Below are 21331 nucleotides of genomic sequence, written 5' to 3' on the forward strand. Positions count from 1 at the left end.
GGGGAAATGACTGATGACACAATATGGCTTTTACGTTGACTCCTCGCGCTGTTCGGGCTGCAAAACCTGTCAGGTCAGTTGCAAGGATAATAAAGATTTGGATCTTGGCCCGAAGCTGCGCCGTGTCTATGAGTACGGTGGCGGCAATTGGGTAAAAGAGGGCGAGTCCTGGCAAAACGACACCTACAGCTACTACCTGTCAATTGCCTGTAACCACTGTGACGATCCGACCTGTGTGGCAGGTTGCCCAACCGGTGCCATGCACAAGCGCAAAGAGGATGGGCTAGTGCTGGTGGATGAGAACGTGTGCGTTGGCTGCCGTTACTGTGAGATGCGTTGCCCCTACGGCGCGCCGCAGTTTGATGCGTACGCCAAGGTGATGCGCAAATGTGACGGTTGCCTAGATCGGTTGCAGAAAAATCTGCGTCCGATCTGTGTTGATTCCTGTCCGCAGCGCGCGCTGGATTTTGGGCCCATTGATGAACTGCGTGCCAAATACGGCAGCGAAAACGAGATCGCACCGTTACCCTCTGCGTCGCTGACGCACCCGAATCTGATCGTCAAACCGCACCCGAAAGCGCGGCCGAGCGGCGATAAAGACGGTGCTATTCAAAACTTGCAGGAGGTGCGCCATGCATGAGTTGCCTTTGGTGTTTTTTACCGTGCTCACGCAGAGTGCGGTGGGGGCGTTTATCCTGCTGTTGGTGGCGGGGATGCTAAAACAGGTGGAGGCGCGGCCGTTAGCGATTGGCCTGTTTGCTGCAATGTGTCTGTTTGGTCTGGCCCTGCCGATCGCGGGGCTGCATCTCGGGCAGCCACTGCGTGCCATGAACGTGCTGCTGCGCGCCGGGCACTCGCCGATGAGCAACGAAATCGTGCTTTCGTCGCTGTTTTGCGCGTTTGGCGGTCTCGGAGCGCTGGGGTTGCTGCTTAATCGCGGCGCACAACGCCTGTTCAGTGCGCTGACCTGGATCGCTGCCGTGGTGGGTGTGCTGTTCTTGTTGGCTATCCCGCGCATTTATCAGCTGCCGACCGTGACAACCTGGAACATCAACTACACGCTGTTGATGATGTTGCTGACGCCGATGATTGGTGGCGGTGCGCTGGCAGCGGTATTGGGCGCGCGCCGCATTGGACTGGCCGTTAGCGTATTGGCTACGCTGGCGAGCTTCTGCCTTCGTCCTAGCTACATGGCAACCTTGATGAGCGCAGACAGTGCGCTGACCAGTGCACAGCTGGCCTGGTTTAGTGCGCAGGCTATCCTGCTCGCTGTGGGCATCATGGGAGCGATGGTACATGTTCGTTATAAAACCGGACGCTCACTGTTGGTGGCCTGTGCGCTGGTAGTGATTGTCGCTGAGCTAGCGGGCCGTGTCGCGTTCTATAACTTGTGGACGTTGCCGATGTAATGCCGTGCCGCTCTGTATGCTATTGCACAGGGCGGCATCCTAAGGGGAGAGCCCGATGTCATCTATAGCCGTGTTGCCACGTTTTTTGGGCGCACTCTTTTACTATCCGCCGACACCCCCAGATGTGCAGGCTATCGTGGCGAGTTTATCTGCGCTGCCTACGCTGTGTCCTTGGGCAGAACGCACCGAAATGGAAGCGCTGTGTCAGCACTGGCCAGTGCCTGACGCAGAAGCGTTTATCTGGCAATACTCGGTACTGTTCGAAGGGCAGGGAGAGATGTTTGCGCCGCCCTGGGCGTCGGTCTATCTGGAAAACGACAATCTGCTAATGGGAGAAAGTACGGTACGCTATCGTGCTTTCCTACACCAGCACGGGCTGTCGTTTACCGGTGCGCAGCAGGAACCGGAGGATCAGTTCGGATTGATGCTGCTGGCGCTCGCTGCGTTGTTGGAACAAGAGAAAGAGCAGGCTGCACACACGCTGTTGGAAACGTATTTGCTGCCCTGGAGCGATCGCTATCTGGAACGCTTGCAGCAAAATCCCCACAGCCCGTTCTATGCCCAACTGGCAGCCGTGACCCGCTTACTGCTACAGGGGATGCAGCGTCATTATGGGTTGCAGCCCGAAACATCACGGATGTTTTTCTGATGGAAAAGGATGAGCGCTACTATCGCGGATATTTGTCTCATCGCTACGTCAGTCGGCGCGGGTTGTTCCGCGCCTTTCTTAATGCTTCGCACCAGCATGAGCCGCTACCCAATAACGCTCAACCACGTGCGCCATTTCCTCCCGGTGCGCTGCCTGCACCACAGTTTTATCAACAGTGTGACCGTTGCCAACAGTGCGTTAATGCTTGCCCAATGGGGGTGCTGATCGTCAATGAAGAAGGTTATCCGCAGCTGGCCATTGAATACGCCAGTTGCGATGGCTGTCAGTCATGCATCAAGCATTGCCCCTCGGGAGCGCTATTGCCACAGGCACACTTTGATACCAGATTACGTCCGGCGATCGGCACTACCTGTATCAGTCAGCAACGCCATTGCCGCAGTTGCATCGATACTTGCCCAAGTCAGGCGCTTTCTCTCAGTGAGCGTGGCTTGCCTGATGTAGACAGCGCGCGCTGTCATGGCTGTGGAGAATGCTTGATTCAGTGTGAAACTCAGGCAATTTCATTGACCCCATTGGCTTAAATAACGCCTGAATATCGACCCCGCCATACCGTCATTTGCACAGTGATAATGTGATTTTTATTTTTGAACGTCATGTTATTGTGACGCTAATGGGCTTTGTTGAATAATAGTAAGTCATGCTGTTTTGCCAGCCAGTTTTGGTAGAAAATGCTTGTCACCTCAGGTTTACAGTTTTCTTATGAGGCCTAACTGCATGATTTTGCGTTGCGAGGATCTGTCGTTTCACCGGGGGTGCAGCATAAAATATGTTTATTCAACAAAGCCACGCTAATGGCTATTATTGATTTTTAAACAAAACCTAAATGAATATATAAAATAAGAAGAGCCGACTGAACTTTTAATTGAATGGTTTAATTAAACGTATTTTAAACACAATTCAGATGAGGAGTGTTTGGGGTGTTCATCTGGGTTATTTTAGTAATGCGTACCTGTATCATTGTTTGTAATGGCTAAAAAACAGGGCTCGCCTATATTTATCAGCCGACTTTTTTCTTATTTCCTTTTGCGAGGTAATAGAAAATAAGGCGGTTTTCCTTTTGCGAGGTAATAGAAAATAAGTCGGTGAAATCATGATGTTTTTTACGTTTGTTATTTTATCACCAAGATATTGTCATGCTTGATTTTTTACCTTTTTCTCGCCCTTCCTTGGGAGATGAAGAGATTGCTGCCGTGAATACGGTCATGTTATCCGGGTGGATCACTTCAGGGCCAAAAAATCAGCAACTGGAAGCTGCTTTTTGCGCATTGACCGGCAACAAGCACGCCATTGCTCTCAGTTCCGCGACGGGCGGGATGCACGTAACCTTGATGGCGCTGGATATTTCCCCTGGCGATGAAGTTATTACCCCCTCGCTGACTTGGGTTTCAACCCTCAACATGGTTGTCTTGCTTGGCGCTGTGCCGGTGATGGTAGACGTCGATCGCGATACATTGATGGTCACGCCGGAGGCCATTGCTGCGGCTATCACGCCCCGCACACGCGCCATTATTCCCGTGCATTACGCCGGTGCACCCGCAGATATGGACGCGATTCGCGCTATCGGGCACCGTCACAGTATCCCCGTTATTGAAGATGCGGCGCATGCCGTTGGGGCCGAGTATCGCGGAGCCCCTGTCGGAGCTAAAGGCACTGCGATTTTCTCTTTTCACGCCATCAAAAATATGACCTGCGCCGAGGGCGGACTGGTGGTCACCGATGATGACCAGCTTGCCGAGCGTATCCGCAGCCTTAAATTTCACGGCCTTGGCGTGAATGCTTATGACAGACTTGCACAGGGACGTGCACCGCAAGCAGAAGTGATAACACCGGGGTACAAATACAATCTCAGTGATATCCATGCCGCGATTGCGTTAGTGCAATTTGGCAAGCTGGCGAACGTTAACCAGCGGCGCCAGGAGATTGCGCAACGCTATTTATCGGCGCTTGCTGATACGCCACTGCTGCCATTACGTCAGCCTGAATGGCCCCATCACCACGCTTGGCACCTGTTTATTTTGCGTGTGGATGCTGAACGCTGCGGTATTTCACGCGATGCGTTAATGGCTGCACTGCAAGCGCGAGGGATTGGCACCGGCCTGCATTTTCGCGCCGTCCATACCCAGAAATATTACCGTGAGCGTTTTCCCGCACTTGAACTTCCTCATACGGAGTGGAACAGCGAACGCCTGTTATCCATTCCCCTGTTTCCGGATATGACTTATGACGACACATCACGCGTTATCGATGCGCTGCGCGAGCTTGCCTGCGGTTGATATGTTCACCTTTCCTTTGATAAAAAAAGTCTCCGTTGTCATCCCGGTATTCAACGAGCAAGAGAGCCTGCCCGCCCTGATTCAGCGCACGGTGGCTACCTGTGAGACGTTGAGTAAGGATTATGAGATTGTCTTGGTTGATGATGGCAGCAATGACAACTCAGCGCGACTGATGGTGCAATCCAGCGAAATGCCAGATAGCCACGTGATAGCCGTATTGCTTAACCGGAATTACGGTCAGCATACTGCGATCATTGCAGGATTTAGCCATGCCACGGGTGATTTAATTATTACGCTGGATGCCGATCTCCAGAATCCACCGGAAGAGATCCCGCGTCTGGTGGCAAAAGCCGATGAAGGCTATGACGTGGTGGGCACGGTGCGTCAAAACCGTCAGGATAGCCTGTTTCGCAAAATGTCATCGCACCTGATAAACCGTTTTATCCAGCGTACCACTGGCAAGGCCATGGGCGATTATGGCTGTATGCTGCGCGCTTATCGGCGCCATATTGTCGATGCCATGTTGACCTGCCACGAACGCAGCACCTTTATCCCTATCCTTGCCAATATCTTCGCGCGTAAGGCTACGGAGATTCCTGTCGAGCACGCTGAACGCCTGCACGGTGATTCCAAGTACAGCGTGATCAGTTTGATCAGCCTGATGTATGACCTGGTGACCTGCCTGACCACGACGCCTTTACGTCTGCTCAGCGTGATAGGTAGCGCCATCGCGCTCTTAGGATTCCTTCTGACCTTTGTGCTGGTGGTGTTGCGTCTGGTATTTGGGCCTGAATGGGCGGCCGAGGGTGTTTTCATGCTGTTTGCCTTTCTGTTCAGTTTTATCGGTGCGCAGTTCGTGGGGATGGGGATACTCGGTGAATATATTGGCCGTATTTACAACGATGTGCGTGCTCGCCCTCGTTATTTTGTGCAACGCGTCGTTAAGGGTGAGACCCGCAAAGACGAGACTCACCAAGAGAGTAATGTGAAATGAATACCGTTGTTTTTGCTTACCATGATATGGGATGCGTTTGCATCAATGCCTTACTGGCCTCTGGCTATCGCATCAGTGCTATTTTCACCCACGCGGACACGCCCGGTGAAAATCCTTTTTTTGGCTCAGTGGCTCGTATTGCCGCCAGAACTGGTATTCCTGTCTATACACCGGAAGACGTGAACCACCCGCTGTGGCGTGAACGCATTCGCGCGCTCGCACCGCAGGCCATTTTTTCTTTCTATTACCGCCGCGTGCTGAGTGATGCGATTTTGCAGTGCGCCCCCTTAGGGGCGTTTAACCTGCATGGCTCGCTATTGCCGCAATACCGTGGCCGCGCACCGCTGAATTGGGTATTGGTTAACGGAGAGACGCAGACGGGCGTCACGCTGCATCGCATGACGTCAGAACCCGATGCGGGCCCGATTATCGCGCAACAGCGGGTCGATATCGCACCGGATGACGATGCCCCTGGTTTGCACCATAAACTGTGCGAATGTGCAGACAGTCTGTTACGCGATATCCTGCCAGTGATTAAATCCGGTAACTATCCGCAACAGGAGCAGGATCACGCACAGGCCAGCTATGTCACCCGGCGAACCCCTGAGGCAGGGCGGATGGACTGGTCGCGGCCTGCGCATGAATTGCACAACCTAGTGCGTGCAGTCACGGATCCGTGGCCGGGCGCATTTTGTTATGCCGGTGCGACACGCTTGACGGTGTGGTCCTCGCGTTTGCGACAGGATTTCCCTTGCGCGCCGAGTGGAACAGTGTTGTCGGTTTCACCACTGGTGGTTGCCTGCGGCAGCGATGCGCTGGAGATTGTGACCGGTCAGAGTGACAACAGCGTGTTTATGGCGGGTGAACAACTGGCACAAACCGTAGGCATGGTGGAAGGGGCTAGGCTGAATGCCTGCTTGCCGTGCCAACCCAAGCGCGTTCGGGTGTTGATCCTTGGGGTAAACGGTTTTATCGGCAACCACCTGACGGAACGGTTGCTGCAAGATGAAAATTACGAAGTCTACGGCTTGGATATCGGTTCCGATGCAATTGCCCGTTTCCTGCTTAACCCGCGTTTTCACTTTGTTGAAGGGGATATCACCATCCACTCGGAGTGGATTGAGTATCACATCAAGAAATGTGATGTCATTCTGCCGCTGGTCGCTATTGCCACGCCGATTGAATACACGCGTAATCCGCTGCGGGTGTTCGAGCTGGATTTCGAAGAGAACCTGAAAATCGTGCGTAGCTGCGTCAAACACCAGAAGCGCATCATCTTCCCTTCCACTTCTGAAGTGTACGGGATGTGCAGCGATAAGATGTTCGATGAAGATCGTTCATCGCTGGTGGTTGGGCCGATTAACAAACAGCGTTGGATCTATTCGGTATCGAAGCAGCTGCTCGATCGGGTGATCTGGGCATACGGCGAGAAGCAGGGGCTGCGTTTTACGCTGTTCCGCCCTTTCAACTGGATGGGACCACGGCTTGATAGCTTGGACGCCGCCCGTATCGGCAGTTCGCGTGCCATTACGCAATTGATCCTGAATCTGGTGGAAGGATCGCCCATCAAGCTGATTGATGGCGGTGAACAGAAGCGCTGTTTTACCGATATCAACGACGGCATCGAGGCGTTATTTCGCATCATTGAAAATCGTGACAACGCCTGTGATGGGCGAATTATCAATATCGGTAACCCGAAAAACGAGGCCAGCATCCGCGAGCTCGCAGAGATGTTGCTCGAAAGTTTTGAGCGTCATCCGCTTCGGCACATGTATCCGCCGTTTGCTGGCATGTTCGTGGTGGAGAGTGGCAGTTACTACGGCAAAGGCTATCAGGATGTGGAACACCGTAAACCAAGCATCGCCAATGCGCGCCGCCTTTTGGGATGGGAGCCACAGGTCGAGATCCAACGGACGATTGACGAAACGCTGGACTTTTTCCTGCGTGCTCACCCTTCACTGGATTCAACCCCATGAAGCGTGTCGGGCTGCGTATTGATGTTGACACCTGGCGCGGTACGAGAGTGGGTATGCCGCGCCTGCTGGAGACGTTGGAGCAACATGGGATTCAGGCAAGCGTCTTTTTCAGCGTTGGACCAGATAATATGGGGCGTCACCTTTGGCGTCTGGCCAAACCGGCTTTTTTGTGGAAGATGCTGCGCTCCAAGGCGGTTTCGTTGTATGGCTGGGACATCCTGCTGGCGGGGACTGCTTGGCCAGGCCGTTTGATTGGGCGCGGTAATGCGGACGTCATACGACAAACGGCACGTACCCACGAGGTGGGGCTTCATGCTTGGGATCACTTTGCCTGGCAAACCTGGGCGGGCATTTGGAACCCAGTACAGTTACATCGCCATATTGCGCTGGGCAAGACCGCGCTGGAGGATCTGCTGGGCAAGGCCGTCACCTGCTCCGCCGTGGCTGGATGGCGGGCAGATCAGCGTGTCATTGAGGCTAAGCAGTGCTTTGGTTTCCGCTACAACAGCGATTGTCGCGGCAGCACACCATTTCTGCCTCGTCTGGCAGATGGCACATTAGGTACCGTTCAGATTCCGGTTTCACTACCCACCTGGGATGAGGTTATCGGCTCCACCGTGCAACCACAGCAGTTCAATCGCTATTTGCTCAACGCCATGCACAGCGCGCGAGGGACACCGGTGTATACCGTGCACGCTGAGGTGGAGGGCATCGCCTTCCAGCGGGAATTTTCGGCGTTGCTCTCCATGGCACATCTTGAAGGACTTCAGTTTTGTCCTCTGGGGGCGTTGCTTCTTGAATCCGAGGCAGATTTGCCCGTTGGGCAGGTTGTGCGCCACTCCATTGACGGGCGGGAAGGATGGTTAGGCTGTCAACAGTGGCTGAATAGCCAACACGATCAGGTCGGTCAGTCATGAAAGCAGTAACTTACACGCTCGCATTGGTCGCTTTGTGGGCACTCTACTACGTTATTCCTATTGAATACCGCTTGCTCTGGCAGCCGGATGAAACCCGCTATGCAGAAATCAGCCGTGGCTTGCTGGCCTCGGGAGATTGGGCGGTGCCGCGATTTTTAGGTATTCGCTACTTTGAAAAACCCATAGCGGGTTACTGGATCAACAATCTCGCTCAATGGCTTTTTGGTCATTCCAACTTTGCGGTGCGTGCGGGAGCCATATTCTCCTCGTCGCTGACCGCCTGTCTGGTCGCGTGGCTCTCCTGGCGGATCTGGCGTGACAAACGTACTGCGCTGCTGGCGGCGGTAATCTACCTTTCCTGCTTGCTGGTCTACGGTGTCGGGACTTACGCTGTGCTCGATCCTATGCTCGCGCTGTGGCTCTCGCTCGCCATGTGCAGTTTCTGGTATGCCGCTGAATCAGAGTCCGCGGGCAAGAAGGCCATTGGGTATCTGGTGCTGGGGATGGCTTGTGGCATGGGGGTGATGACCAAAGGCTTTTTGGCGCTGGCGGTACCTGTTATTAGCGTGCTGCCGTGGGTGGCAGAAAAGAAACAGTGGAAATCACTGTTGATGTATGGGCCGTTGGCCGTGTTAAGTGCGGCGGCGGTGACATTGCCTTGGGCGCTAACCATAGCAGAGCGTGAACCAACGTTCTGGCACTACTTTTTTTGGGTAGAGCATATCCAGCGTTTTGCCCAGGAAGGCGCCCAGCACCGGGCACCGTTTTGGTATTACCTGCCGCTGTTTCTGCTGGGTGCGTTACCTTGGCTGGGGTTCCTACCCGGAGCGTTGTGCCAAGGGTGGCGAGATAGGAAAACGAACAGCGGCCTGATCTATTTGCTGGGCTGGACTCTCATGCCGCTGCTGTTTTTCAGCCTCGCGAAAGGAAAATTACTGACCTATATACTGCCCTGTTACGCGCCGCTGGCGGCGTTGCTGGCTCATCATGTGCTGGGTGCTGCCCGCGAGGGTGCCAAGGCGCTGCGCGCCAACGCACTTATCAATATGCTGTTTGGTGTTATAGGGCTGCTGTCTGTGGTGCTGGTTTTGGCACCTCATCGGTTTGCGAGCTATCCGCTCTATACACCGCAGGAATATGGCAAGATGCTGGCGGCAGCGGTGATATTTCTCTCTTGGGCGTTGATCGGGAGCCTGTCGATTGTGCAACCGCGTAATCGCTGGGCCTGCGCGGCGCTGTGCCCGCTGGCATTGGCGCTGCTGGTGGGCGCTGCCATTCCCGATCGTGTGGAGAATGCCAAACAGCCGCAGGCGATGATTGAGCAGGCTCATGCGCAACTGCAAGCGAGCCGCTATGTGCTGTCCAACAGCGTAGGGGTTTCCTCGTCTATTGCCTGGGAGTTGCAGCGCAACGATATTTTTCTCTATAGCCGTCGCGGTGAACTTGCTTGGGGGTTGGCGTTTGAGGACAGCGCAGAACGGTTTGTTTCTGAGGACGCCTTCCCTGACTGGCTCGCGGCTCACCGTCAACAAGGCAATATTACGCTGATGCTACTGCTGGACGATGACGACAGGACGACGATACATGCGTTGCCAACGCCGGACTGTGTCTATCAGCAAGGACGCTTTGCCGTTGTCGAGTATCACGCGCAGTGAGTGCATGGTTGGGGGTTTTGCTGGTCAGCATGCTGAGCTGCATGGGGCAGATGTGCCAAAAACAGGCGGCTGGAGCGGTTCATCCTGCCTATGTAGCGCGATGGCTGAGTGTTGCTCTGCTGCTGCTGGCGCTTGCGTTATTGCTGTGGCTGGTCGTACTGCAACAGCTTCCTGTTGGCATTGCCTATCCGATGTTGAGTCTGAATCTGGTTTGGATCACGCTGGCCGCCCGTTGGATTTGGCAGGAGCCTATTGGGTGGCGGCATAGCCTCGGCATTCTGTTTATCATCTCGGGCGTCGTTTTGCTCGGTGTTACGGTTTAACGTGGAGGCGACAGCATGGGATATCTAGCGGCGTGCCTCAGCGTCATGTTGGTCAGCATCGCGCAGCTGGCGATTAAATACGCCCTGTCTGGATTGCCACCGGTATGGTCGATACGCATACTGTGGGATGGCGCAGCGTGCCAGTGGCTGCTGCTTACCGCTGGGCTGGGGTGTTACGTGCTGTCGCTCATTGTCTGGCAATTCGCCTTACAGCGTCTGGCGCTGGGCAAAGCCTACGCATTTTTGAGCCTGAGCTATGTGCTGGTGTGGTTTGCTTCGCTTCTCTTACCCGACTATCCAGAGCATTTTTCATGGCTGGCGTGCATCGGCGTGTTCGCCATTATGGTGGGTGTTTTGTTGGTTTGCTGGCCGGAACGTGAAGAGAAAACCTCTACCTCGTCATAGCGCAAGAGTCGATCGGGCTCAAACAAAACAAACATTTTCAGGTGTAATTTCTTGTCATTCTTATCGCAATAGCACCGTGTGAGATAGGTCATAGCATCCATACTGGAGATCGTAAATAATACAAAACCGTTATCAATAGGAACTGAATGGATATTCCTACGGCGGCGGAGAGGTGAGAACGGATTCTCAGACACGGTGTCTGACTGACAGAAAAGAGCATGATGAACAACAAATACCCATTGCAAGAAATCCTTGACGTTGACCGACTGCAAACGTTGCAGGATAACTTCAGCAAATCCATGATGATTGCATTGGTGGTTGTTGATGAAAAAGGCGTCCCGGTTACCAAACCCAGCAGGTTTTCTGATTTTTGCGCCCGTTCGCGGCGTAATCCTGCATTAGCGCAACATTGCTACGATTGTGATGATGCCGGAGGAAGGGCTGCCATGGCGGCTTGCCGCCCGGTGGTGTATCGCTGCTATAGCCAACCGACTTAAAAATGATTACAGCCAATGCCCTGATATGTGGCAAAAAAATACAACTAATTGTTATCAAAATAATGTCGCTTGGCTATACAGCCATGGTAGCAACTCTTCGACGCTTTTTGCACGTTTCAGATAAGGCGGCAACAACGCGCTGTTGAAGCATATTCCGTTGCCGCTGCGCTCCCTGACCTTAGGCACTTTAATTTCAACATCCCCAATACCCGTCTGTATGGTTCGCTGTGGCAAATAGCCGTTACGAACGACAGCATGACGCCCATCGTCAAGGCGGCGTTCAGCATGTTGTTGCAGCATGGCTTCGAGCTCAACCTCAACGGCGGCAGCTATCAGTTGCCTGGCACCATTACGAATGAGTTCATGCAAGGGATCACCGGCAATATCTGGTTCTGCGGAGACCTGTAGGGTAGACTTTTTCATGAGGTATCATCTCTCTGTTGTTGAAATCATCCACGAAATCAATCAGCAGGATACGCCACCCTCCCCGAAACCCCGTACACCAGAAATGAGCATAACTCCCCGGTGATCCGGGTCTGGTTCTTCTTCACCAGCTGCGGTTCAAAGGAACCATCACGATCACGTGGTGTACGCAGTTCCAGCGGACCATCGCCGGTGGTAACAGTCTTTGTGGAGTAGCCATTGCGCGTGTTAGTTCCAGATTTGGACTGGGGCTTCTCATGCCCGAGGTGATGGGTCATTTCAGCATTAAGGGCAGCTTCAACGCAGATCTTTTTCAGCAGGCGATCAAACTGGTTGAGAGCGTCAGGGGTTTTGAGATTTTTGGCCAGCTCATTAGCCAGAGCATGTAACTGTTTTTCGCCCATAAAGTAACCTGCTTTTGATGTTGGATTGAACATATCAAAATCAGGCAATTACACAATCTCGTGTACAGGCTCCATCAAGGGCATTATAGTGGTCGTGGTTTCAGCAATCGATGGATGGAGGCACGTTCAAAAGCATCATCTGTACAACTTGGTTACGAACTTGATTGCACATTTCATGACTTGAAGGCTAAGGCCATATCAGATTACAAAGGGAGCATGAAAGATAAGTAACTATTTAGTGGACATAAATCTGAGAATCAGGTTCTGGTGTATGACAGAAAAGTTAGAGTCACGCCATCTTTGGATGCACCTAAAATGGGACCAACTAAGCAATAATACGCTAACTTAACGCTAAGTGATGTTTTTACCACATTTAAAAATTGCATAACTTATTGAAAAAGTTGGCAGAGGAGGTGAGATTCGAACTCACGGAGCTGTTACACTCGGCGGTTTTCAAGACCGCTGCCTTAAACCACTCGGCCACCCCTCCACAACGAAGCGAACTATAAACGCAGCCCGACAGGTTGTAAAGCCTGATAACGCTCAACTGCGCTAAAAATAACCTATTTAGCGTTAACTGGACGTAATATCATCATAATGCTTATAAAATTAGCACTTCACAGCGTAAAGAAGGGTAAAACGTCTTTAATAACCCTATGCAACTATCTATGCTGATATCCTGAGTCATAATAATCAGTTAACAGAGAGAGTCGCTGCCATGGATCGTATTGTTGTCTCTTCCAGACAGGAAAGCTCACTGCTCAGCACGCAACAAGGGAGCCTGTACACGAGATTGTGTAATTGCCTGATTTTGATATGTTCAATCCAACATCAAAAGCAGGTTACTTTATGGACGAAAAACAGGAGTTATTAGCAAATCTGGTGTATGGCGATCAGGCTACGTTCCGCTCTGATGCTTCGTGAATCTGCTCTCCATCCTTAAATTGGACGTTGCTTACAACCAAGGTCAGCAGGTCAAATCCTCTTAGTCGGTTCCAGCTTTTCTGAGCTGACTGGAGCAGCTTAAATACCATTGACAGGGTTGTTTCTCTCGAACCACCGTTCTTCGCGCCTCTGCTTCGTAGCCTCACAGTCGCAAAAGCCGATTCAATCGGATTTGTCGTTCTTATTGACGCCCAGTGCTCTGACGGGAAGTCGTAGAATGCCAGCAGTTCTTCTCGAGCTTTCTCCAGCTTCTTCATCGCTGCAGGATACTTCGCTGAAAACCTTGCCAACAAAACATCAAAGGCTTCATTAGCGGCATCGCGGCTCTCTGCTAGCCAAACCTCCCGCAGCTCAGCCTTAACTTTCGGTTGCATGGCTTTGGGGTGTGAAGCCAACACATTAGCGGTTTTGTGCACCCAACAGCGTTGGTGCTGCGTGTCCGGGAATATCTTTGCCATTGCATTCCAAAAACCAAGGGCACCGTCTCCCGTAGCCAGCTTCGGAGATACGGTTAGGCCACGTGCTCGCAGGCCATTAAGAAGTTCGGCCCAGTTTGCTTCTGACTCTCGATAAACATCTTCGACCGCAACCAGCTCCTTACGTCTATGCTCAGTGACGCCGATATAGCCAAGCGACATTATTTTGATAACAATTAGCTGTATTTTTTTGCCACATATCATGGCATTGGCTGTAATCATTTTTAAGTCGTTTGGCTATATCAGTTGCTTGGCACCGTTACGAATGAGTTCATGCAAGGGATCACCGGCAATATCTGGTTCTGCGGAGACCTGTAGGGTAGACTTTTTCATGGGGTATCATCTCTCTGTTGTTGAAATCATCCACGAAATCAATCAGCAGGATACCCCACCCTCCCCGAAACCCCGTACAGCAGAAATGAGCATAATTCTCGGCAGGGCCATTGCCAGCGTGTCGCGCAAATCGCAGGCGTGCTGATATAGCCAACCGACTTAAAAATGATTACAACAGATACCCTGATATGCGGCAAAAAAGCATAGCTGGCTGTTATCAAAATAATGTCGGTTGGCTATAGCATTGCACGTAGTGTTCGCTGATGGCGTCTTGCAAGGCGATCTGTTTTTCCACGCCGGATTGACCCGCCAAGCTGCGCAGGATGTCGCGCAGACGCAGGGAATCGCGCACAGAATTGCACTGGGCGCGCCTTGATGGGTATTAAGTGTGAAGACCTGCAGCGTCACATCCTCGGTGGCGTTGGTGATATAGCCAACCGACTTAAAAATGATTACAGCCAATGCCATGATATGTGGCAAAAAAATACAGCTAATTGTTATCAAAATAATGTCGTTTGTCTATAACACGGGTATTGAGGCATGCTAGCAGATCGCGCGATTCATTTAAGGTTGCTACCGCATCGTGGTTTCCGGCCAGCAACACCAATTGGCATCCCGTGGTGCGCAATGCCACCACAAACCGGTTGAGCATCCGCGTGCGTAGCTCGGCGGCGAACCGTTATCAAAGATATCACCCGCCACAATCAGCGCATCGACCTGATGTTCGGTTATCTGCTCGATGAGCCAGTCGAGAAACGCTTGATGCTCCGGTGCGCGACTTTTAGTATAAAAATATTGGCCCAGATGCCAGTCTGCGGTGTGAATGATACGCATGGCGTTTCCTGTTAGACGTGCTATCTACTGTAGGGCGATTATAAGCTGTGAGTGCGACGGCTGTCGTTATCGCTGCGAAAATTTTGGAAACAGTGGCTAAATCGGGTGTTACCTTCAGTTTGGGTTTTCATAAATCTGTCATAAAACTGACGCATACTGCTTTCGCCCGCAGAAGATAAGCTGCTCAGGCACCTTATATAGGTAAAGCGGGCAATGGTGAGATTTCGTTATTGTTGACGCGTTTCATACGCTGACTAACGGCAGGATGGACAATGGCAAGACGCATACTGGTCGTAGAAGATGAAGCGCCGATCCGTGAAATGGTGTGCTTCGTGTTAGAGCAAAACGGCTATCAGTCCGTTGAAGCGGAAGATTATGACAGCGCTGTGACGCGTTTGTCCGAACCCTATCCGGATCTGGTACTGCTGGACTGGATGCTGCCAAGTGGCTCGGGATTGCAGTTTATCAAGCACATGAAGCGCGAAGCGCTGACGCGGGATATTCCGGTTATGATGTTGACGGCGCGCGGTGAAGAGGAAGATCGCGTACGCGGGCTTGAGGTTGGCGCGGATGATTATATCACCAAGCCGTTTTCGCCCAAAGAACTGGTAGCACGCATCAATGCGGTGATGCGCCGTATTTCACCCATGACGGTGGAAGAGGTGATCGAAATGAGGGGGTTGAGTCTGGACCCAACTTCGCATCGCGTTACCACAGAACAACACGCGCTGGAGATGGGGCCGACCGAATTCAAACTGCTGCATTTCTTTATGACGCACGCTGAGCGTGTATACAGCCGCGAGCAGTTGCTCAATAACGTTTGGGGAACTAACGTTTATGTTGAGGATCGTACTGTGGACGTGCATATTCGTCGCTTGCGCAAGGTGCTGGAAACCAGCGGACACGATAAAATGGTGCAAACGGTCCGGGGAACGGGGTACCGTTTTTCTACGCGTTATTGATGTGCGCGTGAGCCATAGCGAGCGCGACATCGTGGCTGAATACCGCCAAAGCGGAGAATTTTTAACGTGTTAGAACGTCTTTCGTGGAAAAAGCTGGCATTGGAGCTGGCTTTTTTTTGCTTGCCAGCCCTGCTGCTTGGCCTGATTTTCGGCTACCTGCCCTGGTTTATGCTGGCGGCGGTGCTGGTGGTGCTTGGCTGGAATTATTACAACCAGCTTAAACTCTCCTACTGGCTGTGGGTCGATCGCAGCATGACACCGCCACCCGGGCGCTGGAGTTGGGAGCCGCTGTTTTACGGGTTGTATCAAATGCAGCTGCGCAATCGGCGGCGGCGGCGCGAGCTGGCTTTGCTGATCAAGCGTTTTCGCAGCGGTGCCGAGTCGCTGCCCGATGGTGTGGTGATTACCACCGAAGAGGGCACCATTATCTGGTGCAACGGTCTGTCGCAGCACTTGCTCAGCCTGCGTTGGCCGGAAGATAACGGCCAGAATATCCTCAACTTGCTGCGCTATCCCGAGTTCACCCAATACATGCGTCAGCAGGATTTCTCCTTGGCCTTGACCCTGCAGTTGATCAATTCACACCATGTCGAATTCCGTGTTATGCCGTACTCGGAAGGGCAGTTATTGATGGTTGTGCGCGACATTACCCAGATGCACCAGTTGGAAGGGGTTCGGCGTAATTTCTTCGCCAACGTCAGTCATGAATTACGCACTCCACTCACCGTGCTGCAAGGTTACCTAGAGATGATGCAGGACGATTCGCTGGACGGTGCCTTACGCAGCAAAGCGCTTCCAACCATTCAGGAGCAGGCGCGGCGCATGGATGGGTTGGTGAAACAGTTGCTCACGTTATCGAAAATCGAAGCAGCAGCACCGATCAATCTGGCGGAAAAGGTCGATGTGCCACGTATGCTGCGCATACTACAACGCGAAGCACAGACGCTGAGTCAGGATCGTCACGAAATTGTGTTTCGCATCAACGATGGGCTGAGCGTTTACGGCAATGAAGAGCAGTTTCACAGCGCTTTCTCCAATCTGGTGTACAACGCGGTTAATCACACGCCGGAAGGCACGCGCATTGAAGTGTGCTGGCAAAAAATCACGCAGGGTGCGCAGTTTCAGGTCAGCGATAATGGTCCTGGTATCGCCGCCGAGCACATCCCTCGCCTGACGGAGCGTTTTTATCGTGTGGACAAAGCCCGCTCACGCCAAACGGGCGGCAGCGGATTGGGGCTTGCTATCGTTAAGCATGCGCTCAGCCACCATGATTCGCGGCTGGAGATCCTCAGTGAACCTGGTGCCGGAGCGCGTTTTATGTTTACGCTTCCTAACCGGTTGATTGTCCCTGCCTCTCTGTCGGAGAATAGCACCACCCCTTCGGCCTGATGGATAGTTGACCTATGATGCCAGCCCCGCTTTTTTCGGATTTATTGCTCTGTGCTGCGCTGTTATTCAGTGGCTGGAGCCACACTGCGCACAGTGAGCAAATGCTGGCGGGTAATCTCTCAAGTGCCTGCTCTGATACCCTAGCGACGCTGATGGCGTTTTGGGCCACCGATTTCAACCAGCATTATCCCAGCGTTAACGTACAGATGCAGGCGGCGGGATCGTCATCGCCCCCCACAGCACTTGCCTCCGGCGCGGTACAACTCGGTCCGATAAGCCGTGCAATGAAGGCCAGTGAGATTGAGGCCTTTGTGCAACGCTATGGGTATCCACCACTGGCTGTGCCGGTGGCGATGGATGCGCTGATGGTGTTAGTGAATCAGGATAATCCGCTGCCGGGTTTGAACGTGCAACAGCTCGATACGCTGTTCTCTATTACACATCGCTGCGGGGCGACTCAAACTGTTACCCACTGGAGCGATCTTGGGCTGACGGGGGAATGGGCATCGCGCCGTGTGTTGCGCTACGGGCGCAACTCAGCGCCAGGCACCTATGGTTTTTTTTAAGCAGCAAGCGCTGTGCGGCGGTGATTTCTTGCCGCTGGTAAATGAGCTACCGGGTTCTGTGTCGGTGGTGCAGGTCGTAGCTACCTCCACACAGGCGATTGGTTATGCCAGCATCGGTTTTCGCGCCAGCGGAGTGAAAATGCTGCCGCTGGCAGCGCAGGGAAACGACTATGTTGCGCCGGACAATATTCGCAGCGGGCGTTATCCCTATGCGCGCTACCTCTATATTTATGTCAACAAAGCGCCAGAGCAGGTGTTGGATAGACTGACGGCCGCCTTTATGGATCGGGTACTGTCTACCGCTGTGCAAAGTCTGGTGAGTCAGGATGGCTATCTTCCCTTGCCTGAGCACGTGCGGGTTAACGCACGCCAGTAGCTCGGCCTGTAACACGCCATTATTCTCGCCCATCACCGTCATTCCCACGAAGGCGGGAATCTCGTGCAGGTGAAACGCGTTCATTCTGTCAGAGATCCCCGCCTTTCGCCCCATAGGTATCTACACATCATAAAGGGTTAAAAACCACCATAGCGAAGTGGGCAAGTTCTTCCGGGGTATAGTCTGCTAATAACGTCAAGGTATTTAGCAGGATGGATAGTCCGGCAAGCAGCGCTGGGGCGCTTTCTTTACGCCCTCGTTTTTGTTGTCGTCCGGATAATCGGCAAATTAACTGACGGGCTGCCGCATTGTCGTCTCCTTCAGCGCGTTGCAGCCGCCATACCAGCACACATGCCATGCTAGCGTAGCAGGGCACCAGCACTGCGCTGAAGCCATTTTTCTACATCATGACCGGCACCTTTCAGCAGCTTAAAAAAGGATTCAATACCCCAGCGCCAGTAATACCAGCGAGCGACTTCCGCGCTGGTGATCTCGTTGCTAACGTTTGTGAGCAGCGTCCAATAAATTTAGCGTGAGTATCGGTAAGGTGAACCACAACTAATCTGAGTGTCAGAGCTACGCCTGGCTGAACTTTCACCCGCCGTCCGGTGTTCTTGTCTTTCCGCTTCAGTTTTGCTGTTCGCGTTATGATCACGGATGTTTCCCCGATCTCCATATTGGCTTTTTTCCCTTTCCAGCCAACCTGTCCGTTTGCGATAAATGGCAGATCTTCTGCAATTTCACCAATTTTACGGGTGTCACCGCCCCACTCGGCCCGATGCCCTTCTTTTCCCCGGATAAGCCAACATATTCCCTAGGAGCTTATAGCCAACCGACTTAAAAATGATTACAGCCAATGCCCTGATATGTGGCAAAAAAATACAGCTAATTGTTATCAAAATAATGTCGCTTGGCTATAATGTGCACATATGCCCGATAGAGTCACCTTCATGGTCAATGAGATGAACTAACTTCTTCCCGGTATCAAGAGACTCAACGCGGGCGATATCAGCCGTCAAAGCATCCATATGAGTCAGACTCTCAGACAAGCCCTTGGTTAGCGTTGAACGACAACCCGCCCTATCGGTTAGAGTTTGAGACAGGGGCGCTATTGGTAAACCATTTGCAGCATCAACCAGTAGGCTGGTTTGTAGTTCATAACCGACGTCGCCACCATGCGTCATTTTCAAACGTTCTTCTTTCCCATTGTGGGTACGAAACTGTAAATGAGACCAGTCGTGAACGACGGGAGCGTATGGATGCGGGCTAAGTGCAACCTGCCGGAGAGCCAGCGAAATAATCGGTTCATTGAGCTGACTGAAGCTAATACGTTCATTATTAAAAAAACGCCAAACGGCCTGAGTAGTGGCGAATGTTGTTTTCTGCGCGCAGGCAAGGTCTTTAACGGCTGACGCCAATGGTGCTGGGGGAGTCATGTGTTGCTTAACCAGACGCTGATAACGCCGGTTAAGGCGGGCATCAATCCCGCCGATGGATAAGTTGAGATCATGCAGCAACGTAATAGCAGATATTGCAAAAGATGTGTAGATACCTATGCCTTTCGCCGAGGATAACGAGGGGAGAAAGCCGGGGAGTAATGAGGGGAAAGTGACTTTGTCATCAGTCTGACGTGAATTTTATTCATGTTAGTCGCGGAAAATGAAAATTATTCTATTGCCCTCAACCTGTTGCCATGACAGGATTCACTTACTTTCTAGCCGTCCAGATGTCTAAATAAGTATAAGGCGTGATTACTGTACGGAGTGACTATTTATTTTGAAACTATTTTGCAATGCCGCTTGCCTCACGCCGTGACGTGAAGGCGTTGTTGCGAAAGATCAGGAGGTTATCATGGCTAAAGTACAGCTAAACAACTTAATTTTGATTGCATTATTTAAATGAGCTATTCAATTGATTTTAGACGTAAAGTGATATCTACACGGGAAGAAGAAGGGTTGAGTATCCGAGAAACAGCGAAGCAATTTCGGATTGGCCCTGCCTCTGTATCGCGTTGGATTAATCAAATATAGCCAACCGACTTAAAAATGATTACAGCCAATGCCCTGATATGTGCCAAAAAAATACAGCTAACAGTTAATTGTTATCAAAATAATGTCGCTTTGCTATAGCGTCAAAAGCATCGACCACGCGTCAGCGAAAGATCGATAAATCCGAGTTGATAAAAGATGTTGAACCATATCCAGATGATTACCAAAAAGAACGTGCAGAGCGTTTTGGCGTTTGTCAGAAGGCCATTTGGCAAGCTCTTAAAAAGCTGGGATTGACCTATAAAAAAACGCTACGTCATCCGAAAGCCGACGAAAGCGCCCGGCAAGCATTTCAACAAAAAATACAACAGTATGAAAAAGAAGGCAAACCTATTGTTTTTATTGATGAAAGTGGCTTTCCACACGATACCCCACGGACTCACGGCTATTCCCCAAAAGGTCAACGGTGTTTTGGCCTGAAGAACTGGGGAGCCAAGGGAAGAACAAATGTTATCGGCGCTTTATTAGGCACAACGCTGTTTGCTATCGGATTATTTGATATCAATATTAACAGCGATGTTTTCTATTCCTGGGTCACACAAGTCCTTATCCCAGTACCCCCTAAAAACAGGGTAATCGTGATGGACAATGCAACTTTTCACAAAAAACATAATATTCAACAAGTCATCATCGATGCAGGGTATATTGTGGAGTATTTGCCTACATATTCGCCAGACCTTAACCCCATTGAGCATAAATGGGCACAAGCAAAAAGCAAAAAAAGAGAGAGTGGTTGCGATACAGAGATTTTGTTCTCAGTCCATATGGTGTAATCAAAATTAAGTCGCTTTGCTATATCGAAGGCCAGAAAGAGCTACTGGGGATGTGGCTGGCCGAAAATGAAGGTGCAAAGTTCTGGCTGAACGTGCTGACAGAACTGAAAAACCGTGGCCTGACCGGCATCCTCATTGCCTGTGTGGACGGCCTGAAAGGGTTCCCGGATGCCATCAACACGGTCTACCCGGAAGCACGCATCCAGTTGTGCATCGTGCACATGGTGCGCAACAGTCTGCGCTTCATTGCCTGGAAGGACTATAAGGCGGTAACACGCGACCTCAAAGCAGTGTATCAGGCTCTAACCGAAGAGGCCGCGCTTCAGGCGCTGGAGACGTTCGGTGGGACATGGGATCACCGCTATCCGCAGATAAGCCGGAGCTGGCAGTCAAACTGGGCCAACCTGTCGACATTCTTCTCGTACCCGCAGGAACTTCGCAAGGTAATCTACACGACGAACGCTATAGAATCACTGAACAGCGTGCTCCGGCATGCAATCAAGAAACGCAAGGTGTTCCCGACTGATGACTCGGTGAAGAAGGTCGTATGGCTGGCAATCCAGGCGGCATCACAGAAATGGACGATGCCCTTACAGGACTGGCGTATGGCAATGAGTCGCTTTATTATCGAGTTCGGTGACCGTCTTGACGGTCACTTCTGAGGAAAGGCATTTACACAAAAT

Annotated in this window: 21 protein-coding genes, 1 tRNA gene and 7 pseudogenes; 20 read left to right on the plus strand and 9 right to left on the minus strand. The window is 51.9% G+C overall.

The features are described from left to right. Window positions 1–13: 13 nt before the first annotated feature. From ACD630_RS06540 to ACD630_RS06595, 12 genes are all read left to right on the plus strand, one after another. Window positions 14–640, plus strand: coding sequence for a DMSO/selenate family reductase complex B subunit (locus ACD630_RS06540; RefSeq protein ID WP_430358507.1), 627 nt, complete (start codon window positions 14–16; stop codon window positions 638–640). Next, window positions 633–1409 (plus strand): dimethyl sulfoxide reductase anchor subunit family protein, encoded by a 777-nt coding sequence (locus ACD630_RS06545; RefSeq protein ID WP_430358508.1) that lies wholly within the window; start codon window positions 633–635, stop codon window positions 1407–1409. Before ACD630_RS06540 ends, ACD630_RS06545 begins: the two co-directional genes overlap by 8 nt. A 55-nt stretch (window positions 1410–1464) precedes the next feature. After that, on the plus strand, window positions 1465–2058 hold the full coding sequence (locus ACD630_RS06550; protein ID WP_430358509.1) for a TorD/DmsD family molecular chaperone: 594 nt from the start codon (window positions 1465–1467) through the stop codon (window positions 2056–2058). Next, complete coding sequence (gene napF, locus ACD630_RS06555; RefSeq protein ID WP_430358510.1) at window positions 2058–2600, plus strand: ferredoxin-type protein NapF; 543 nt, start codon at window positions 2058–2060, stop codon at window positions 2598–2600. Before ACD630_RS06550 ends, napF begins: the two co-directional genes overlap by 1 nt. Window positions 2601–3212: 612 nt before the next feature. After that, window positions 3213–4352, plus strand: a complete 1140-nt coding sequence (gene arnB / locus ACD630_RS06560; protein WP_430358511.1) for a UDP-4-amino-4-deoxy-L-arabinose aminotransferase — start codon at window positions 3213–3215, stop codon at window positions 4350–4352. Window position 4353: 1 nt separating this feature from the next. Then, window positions 4354–5346, plus strand: a complete 993-nt coding sequence (gene arnC / locus ACD630_RS06565) for an undecaprenyl-phosphate 4-deoxy-4-formamido-L-arabinose transferase (protein ID WP_430358512.1) — start codon at window positions 4354–4356, stop codon at window positions 5344–5346. Further along, the gene (gene arnA / locus ACD630_RS06570) at window positions 5343–7322 is read left to right on the plus strand and encodes a bifunctional UDP-4-amino-4-deoxy-L-arabinose formyltransferase/UDP-glucuronic acid oxidase ArnA (RefSeq protein WP_430358513.1); all 1980 of its coding nucleotides are present in this window, start codon (window positions 5343–5345) and stop codon (window positions 7320–7322) included. The genes arnC and arnA overlap by 4 nt, the downstream gene beginning before the upstream one ends. After that, window positions 7319–8239 (plus strand): 4-deoxy-4-formamido-L-arabinose-phosphoundecaprenol deformylase, encoded by a 921-nt coding sequence (arnD, locus tag ACD630_RS06575; RefSeq protein WP_430358514.1) that lies wholly within the window; start codon window positions 7319–7321, stop codon window positions 8237–8239. Before arnA ends, arnD begins: the two co-directional genes overlap by 4 nt. Then, on the plus strand, window positions 8236–9894 hold the full coding sequence (gene arnT, locus ACD630_RS06580) for a lipid IV(A) 4-amino-4-deoxy-L-arabinosyltransferase (protein WP_430358515.1): 1659 nt from the start codon (window positions 8236–8238) through the stop codon (window positions 9892–9894). The genes arnD and arnT overlap by 4 nt, the downstream gene beginning before the upstream one ends. Further along, window positions 9891–10217: a 4-amino-4-deoxy-L-arabinose-phosphoundecaprenol flippase subunit ArnE gene (gene arnE, locus ACD630_RS06585; RefSeq protein ID WP_430358516.1), complete on the plus strand. Its 327-nt coding sequence runs from the start codon at window positions 9891–9893 to the stop codon at window positions 10215–10217. The genes arnT and arnE overlap by 4 nt, the downstream gene beginning before the upstream one ends. Before the next feature lie 15 nt (window positions 10218–10232). Beyond that, the gene (gene arnF, locus ACD630_RS06590) at window positions 10233–10622 is read left to right on the plus strand and encodes a 4-amino-4-deoxy-L-arabinose-phosphoundecaprenol flippase subunit ArnF (RefSeq protein WP_430358517.1); all 390 of its coding nucleotides are present in this window, start codon (window positions 10233–10235) and stop codon (window positions 10620–10622) included. A gap of 218 nt (window positions 10623–10840) precedes the next feature. Then, complete coding sequence (locus tag ACD630_RS06595) at window positions 10841–11119, plus strand: PocR ligand-binding domain-containing protein (protein WP_430358518.1); 279 nt, start codon at window positions 10841–10843, stop codon at window positions 11117–11119. A 75-nt stretch (window positions 11120–11194) separates the two neighbouring features. On the opposite strand, the pseudogene ACD630_RS06600 reads toward ACD630_RS06595, so the two are convergent. Further along, window positions 11195–11542, minus strand: a pseudogene (locus tag ACD630_RS06600) (transposase); the annotation flags it as partial. Between the two features lie 59 nt (window positions 11543–11601). After that, window positions 11602–11946: pseudogene (locus ACD630_RS06605) on the minus strand (transposase); the annotation flags it as partial. 165 nt (window positions 11947–12111) lie between these two features. On the opposite strand from ACD630_RS06605, the pseudogene ACD630_RS06610 reads away from it, so the two are divergent. After that, window positions 12112–12282: pseudogene (locus ACD630_RS06610) on the plus strand (tyrosine-type recombinase/integrase); the annotation flags it as partial. Window positions 12283–12348: 66 nt separating this feature from the next. On the opposite strand, the gene ACD630_RS06615 reads toward ACD630_RS06610, so the two are convergent. The 4 genes and pseudogenes from ACD630_RS06615 to sbcD form a co-directional block, all read right to left on the minus strand. Further along, window positions 12349–12436: transfer RNA gene (locus ACD630_RS06615), tRNA-Ser, on the minus strand. Between the two features lie 403 nt (window positions 12437–12839). Beyond that, a pseudogene (locus ACD630_RS06620) lies at window positions 12840–13562 on the minus strand (IS256 family transposase); the annotation flags it as partial. 176 nt (window positions 13563–13738) lie between these two features. Continuing rightward, on the minus strand, window positions 13739–13921 hold the full coding sequence (locus ACD630_RS06625) for a hypothetical protein (protein ID WP_430358519.1): 183 nt from the start codon (window positions 13919–13921) through the stop codon (window positions 13739–13741). Window positions 13922–13932: 11 nt separating this feature from the next. Beyond that, window positions 13933–14534, minus strand: a pseudogene (gene sbcD, locus ACD630_RS06630) (exonuclease subunit SbcD); the annotation flags it as partial. Between the two features lie 272 nt (window positions 14535–14806). On the opposite strand from sbcD, the gene phoB reads away from it, so the two are divergent. The 3 genes and pseudogenes from phoB to ACD630_RS06645 all read left to right on the plus strand — a co-directional run bounded on the left by phoB (window position 14807) and on the right by ACD630_RS06645 (window position 17827). Beyond that, a complete protein-coding gene (phoB, locus tag ACD630_RS06635; protein WP_430358520.1) occupies window positions 14807–15496 on the plus strand; it encodes a phosphate response regulator transcription factor PhoB in 690 nt (229 codons plus the stop codon). A 66-nt stretch (window positions 15497–15562) separates the two neighbouring features. After that, window positions 15563–16885: a phosphate regulon sensor histidine kinase PhoR gene (gene phoR / locus ACD630_RS06640; RefSeq protein ID WP_430358521.1), complete on the plus strand. Its 1323-nt coding sequence runs from the start codon at window positions 15563–15565 to the stop codon at window positions 16883–16885. 14 nt (window positions 16886–16899) lie between these two features. Then, a pseudogene (locus ACD630_RS06645) lies at window positions 16900–17827 on the plus strand (PstS family phosphate ABC transporter substrate-binding protein). 127 nt (window positions 17828–17954) lie between these two features. Here the strand turns inward: ACD630_RS06645 and ACD630_RS06650 are convergent. After that, the gene (locus ACD630_RS06650) at window positions 17955–18185 is read right to left on the minus strand and encodes a hypothetical protein (RefSeq protein ID WP_430358522.1); all 231 of its coding nucleotides are present in this window, start codon (window positions 18183–18185) and stop codon (window positions 17955–17957) included. Between the two features lie 63 nt (window positions 18186–18248). Continuing rightward, window positions 18249–18503, minus strand: coding sequence for a hypothetical protein (locus ACD630_RS06655; RefSeq protein WP_430358523.1), 255 nt, complete (start codon window positions 18501–18503; stop codon window positions 18249–18251). A gap of 167 nt (window positions 18504–18670) precedes the next feature. Between ACD630_RS06655 and ACD630_RS06660 the strand changes: the two genes are divergently transcribed. After that, complete coding sequence (locus ACD630_RS06660) at window positions 18671–18793, plus strand: hypothetical protein (RefSeq protein WP_430358524.1); 123 nt, start codon at window positions 18671–18673, stop codon at window positions 18791–18793. Here ACD630_RS06660 and ACD630_RS06665 read toward each other — a convergent pair. Further along, window positions 18742–19344 (minus strand): hypothetical protein, encoded by a 603-nt coding sequence (locus ACD630_RS06665; RefSeq protein ID WP_430358525.1) that lies wholly within the window; start codon window positions 19342–19344, stop codon window positions 18742–18744. The genes ACD630_RS06660 and ACD630_RS06665 overlap by 52 nt on opposite strands. A gap of 381 nt (window positions 19345–19725) precedes the next feature. Here ACD630_RS06665 and ACD630_RS06670 point away from each other — a divergent pair, with 381 nt between their 5' ends. The 3 genes and pseudogenes from ACD630_RS06670 to ACD630_RS06680 all read left to right on the plus strand — a co-directional run. Beyond that, window positions 19726–19857 (plus strand): IS630 transposase-related protein, encoded by a 132-nt coding sequence (locus tag ACD630_RS06670; protein WP_430358526.1) that lies wholly within the window; start codon window positions 19726–19728, stop codon window positions 19855–19857. A 95-nt stretch (window positions 19858–19952) separates the two neighbouring features. After that, window positions 19953–20648 carry an IS630 family transposase gene (locus tag ACD630_RS06675; RefSeq protein ID WP_430359927.1) on the plus strand — a complete coding sequence of 232 codons (696 nt, stop codon included), beginning with the start codon at window positions 19953–19955 and terminating at the stop codon, window positions 20646–20648. 23 nt (window positions 20649–20671) lie between these two features. Further along, a pseudogene (locus tag ACD630_RS06680) lies at window positions 20672–21310 on the plus strand (IS256 family transposase); the annotation flags it as partial. Window positions 21311–21331: the final 21 nt, after the last annotated feature.

This window comes from Symbiopectobacterium sp. RP, from assembly GCF_050472005.1.
Taxonomy (GTDB): Bacteria; Pseudomonadota; Gammaproteobacteria; order Enterobacterales; family Enterobacteriaceae; genus Symbiopectobacterium.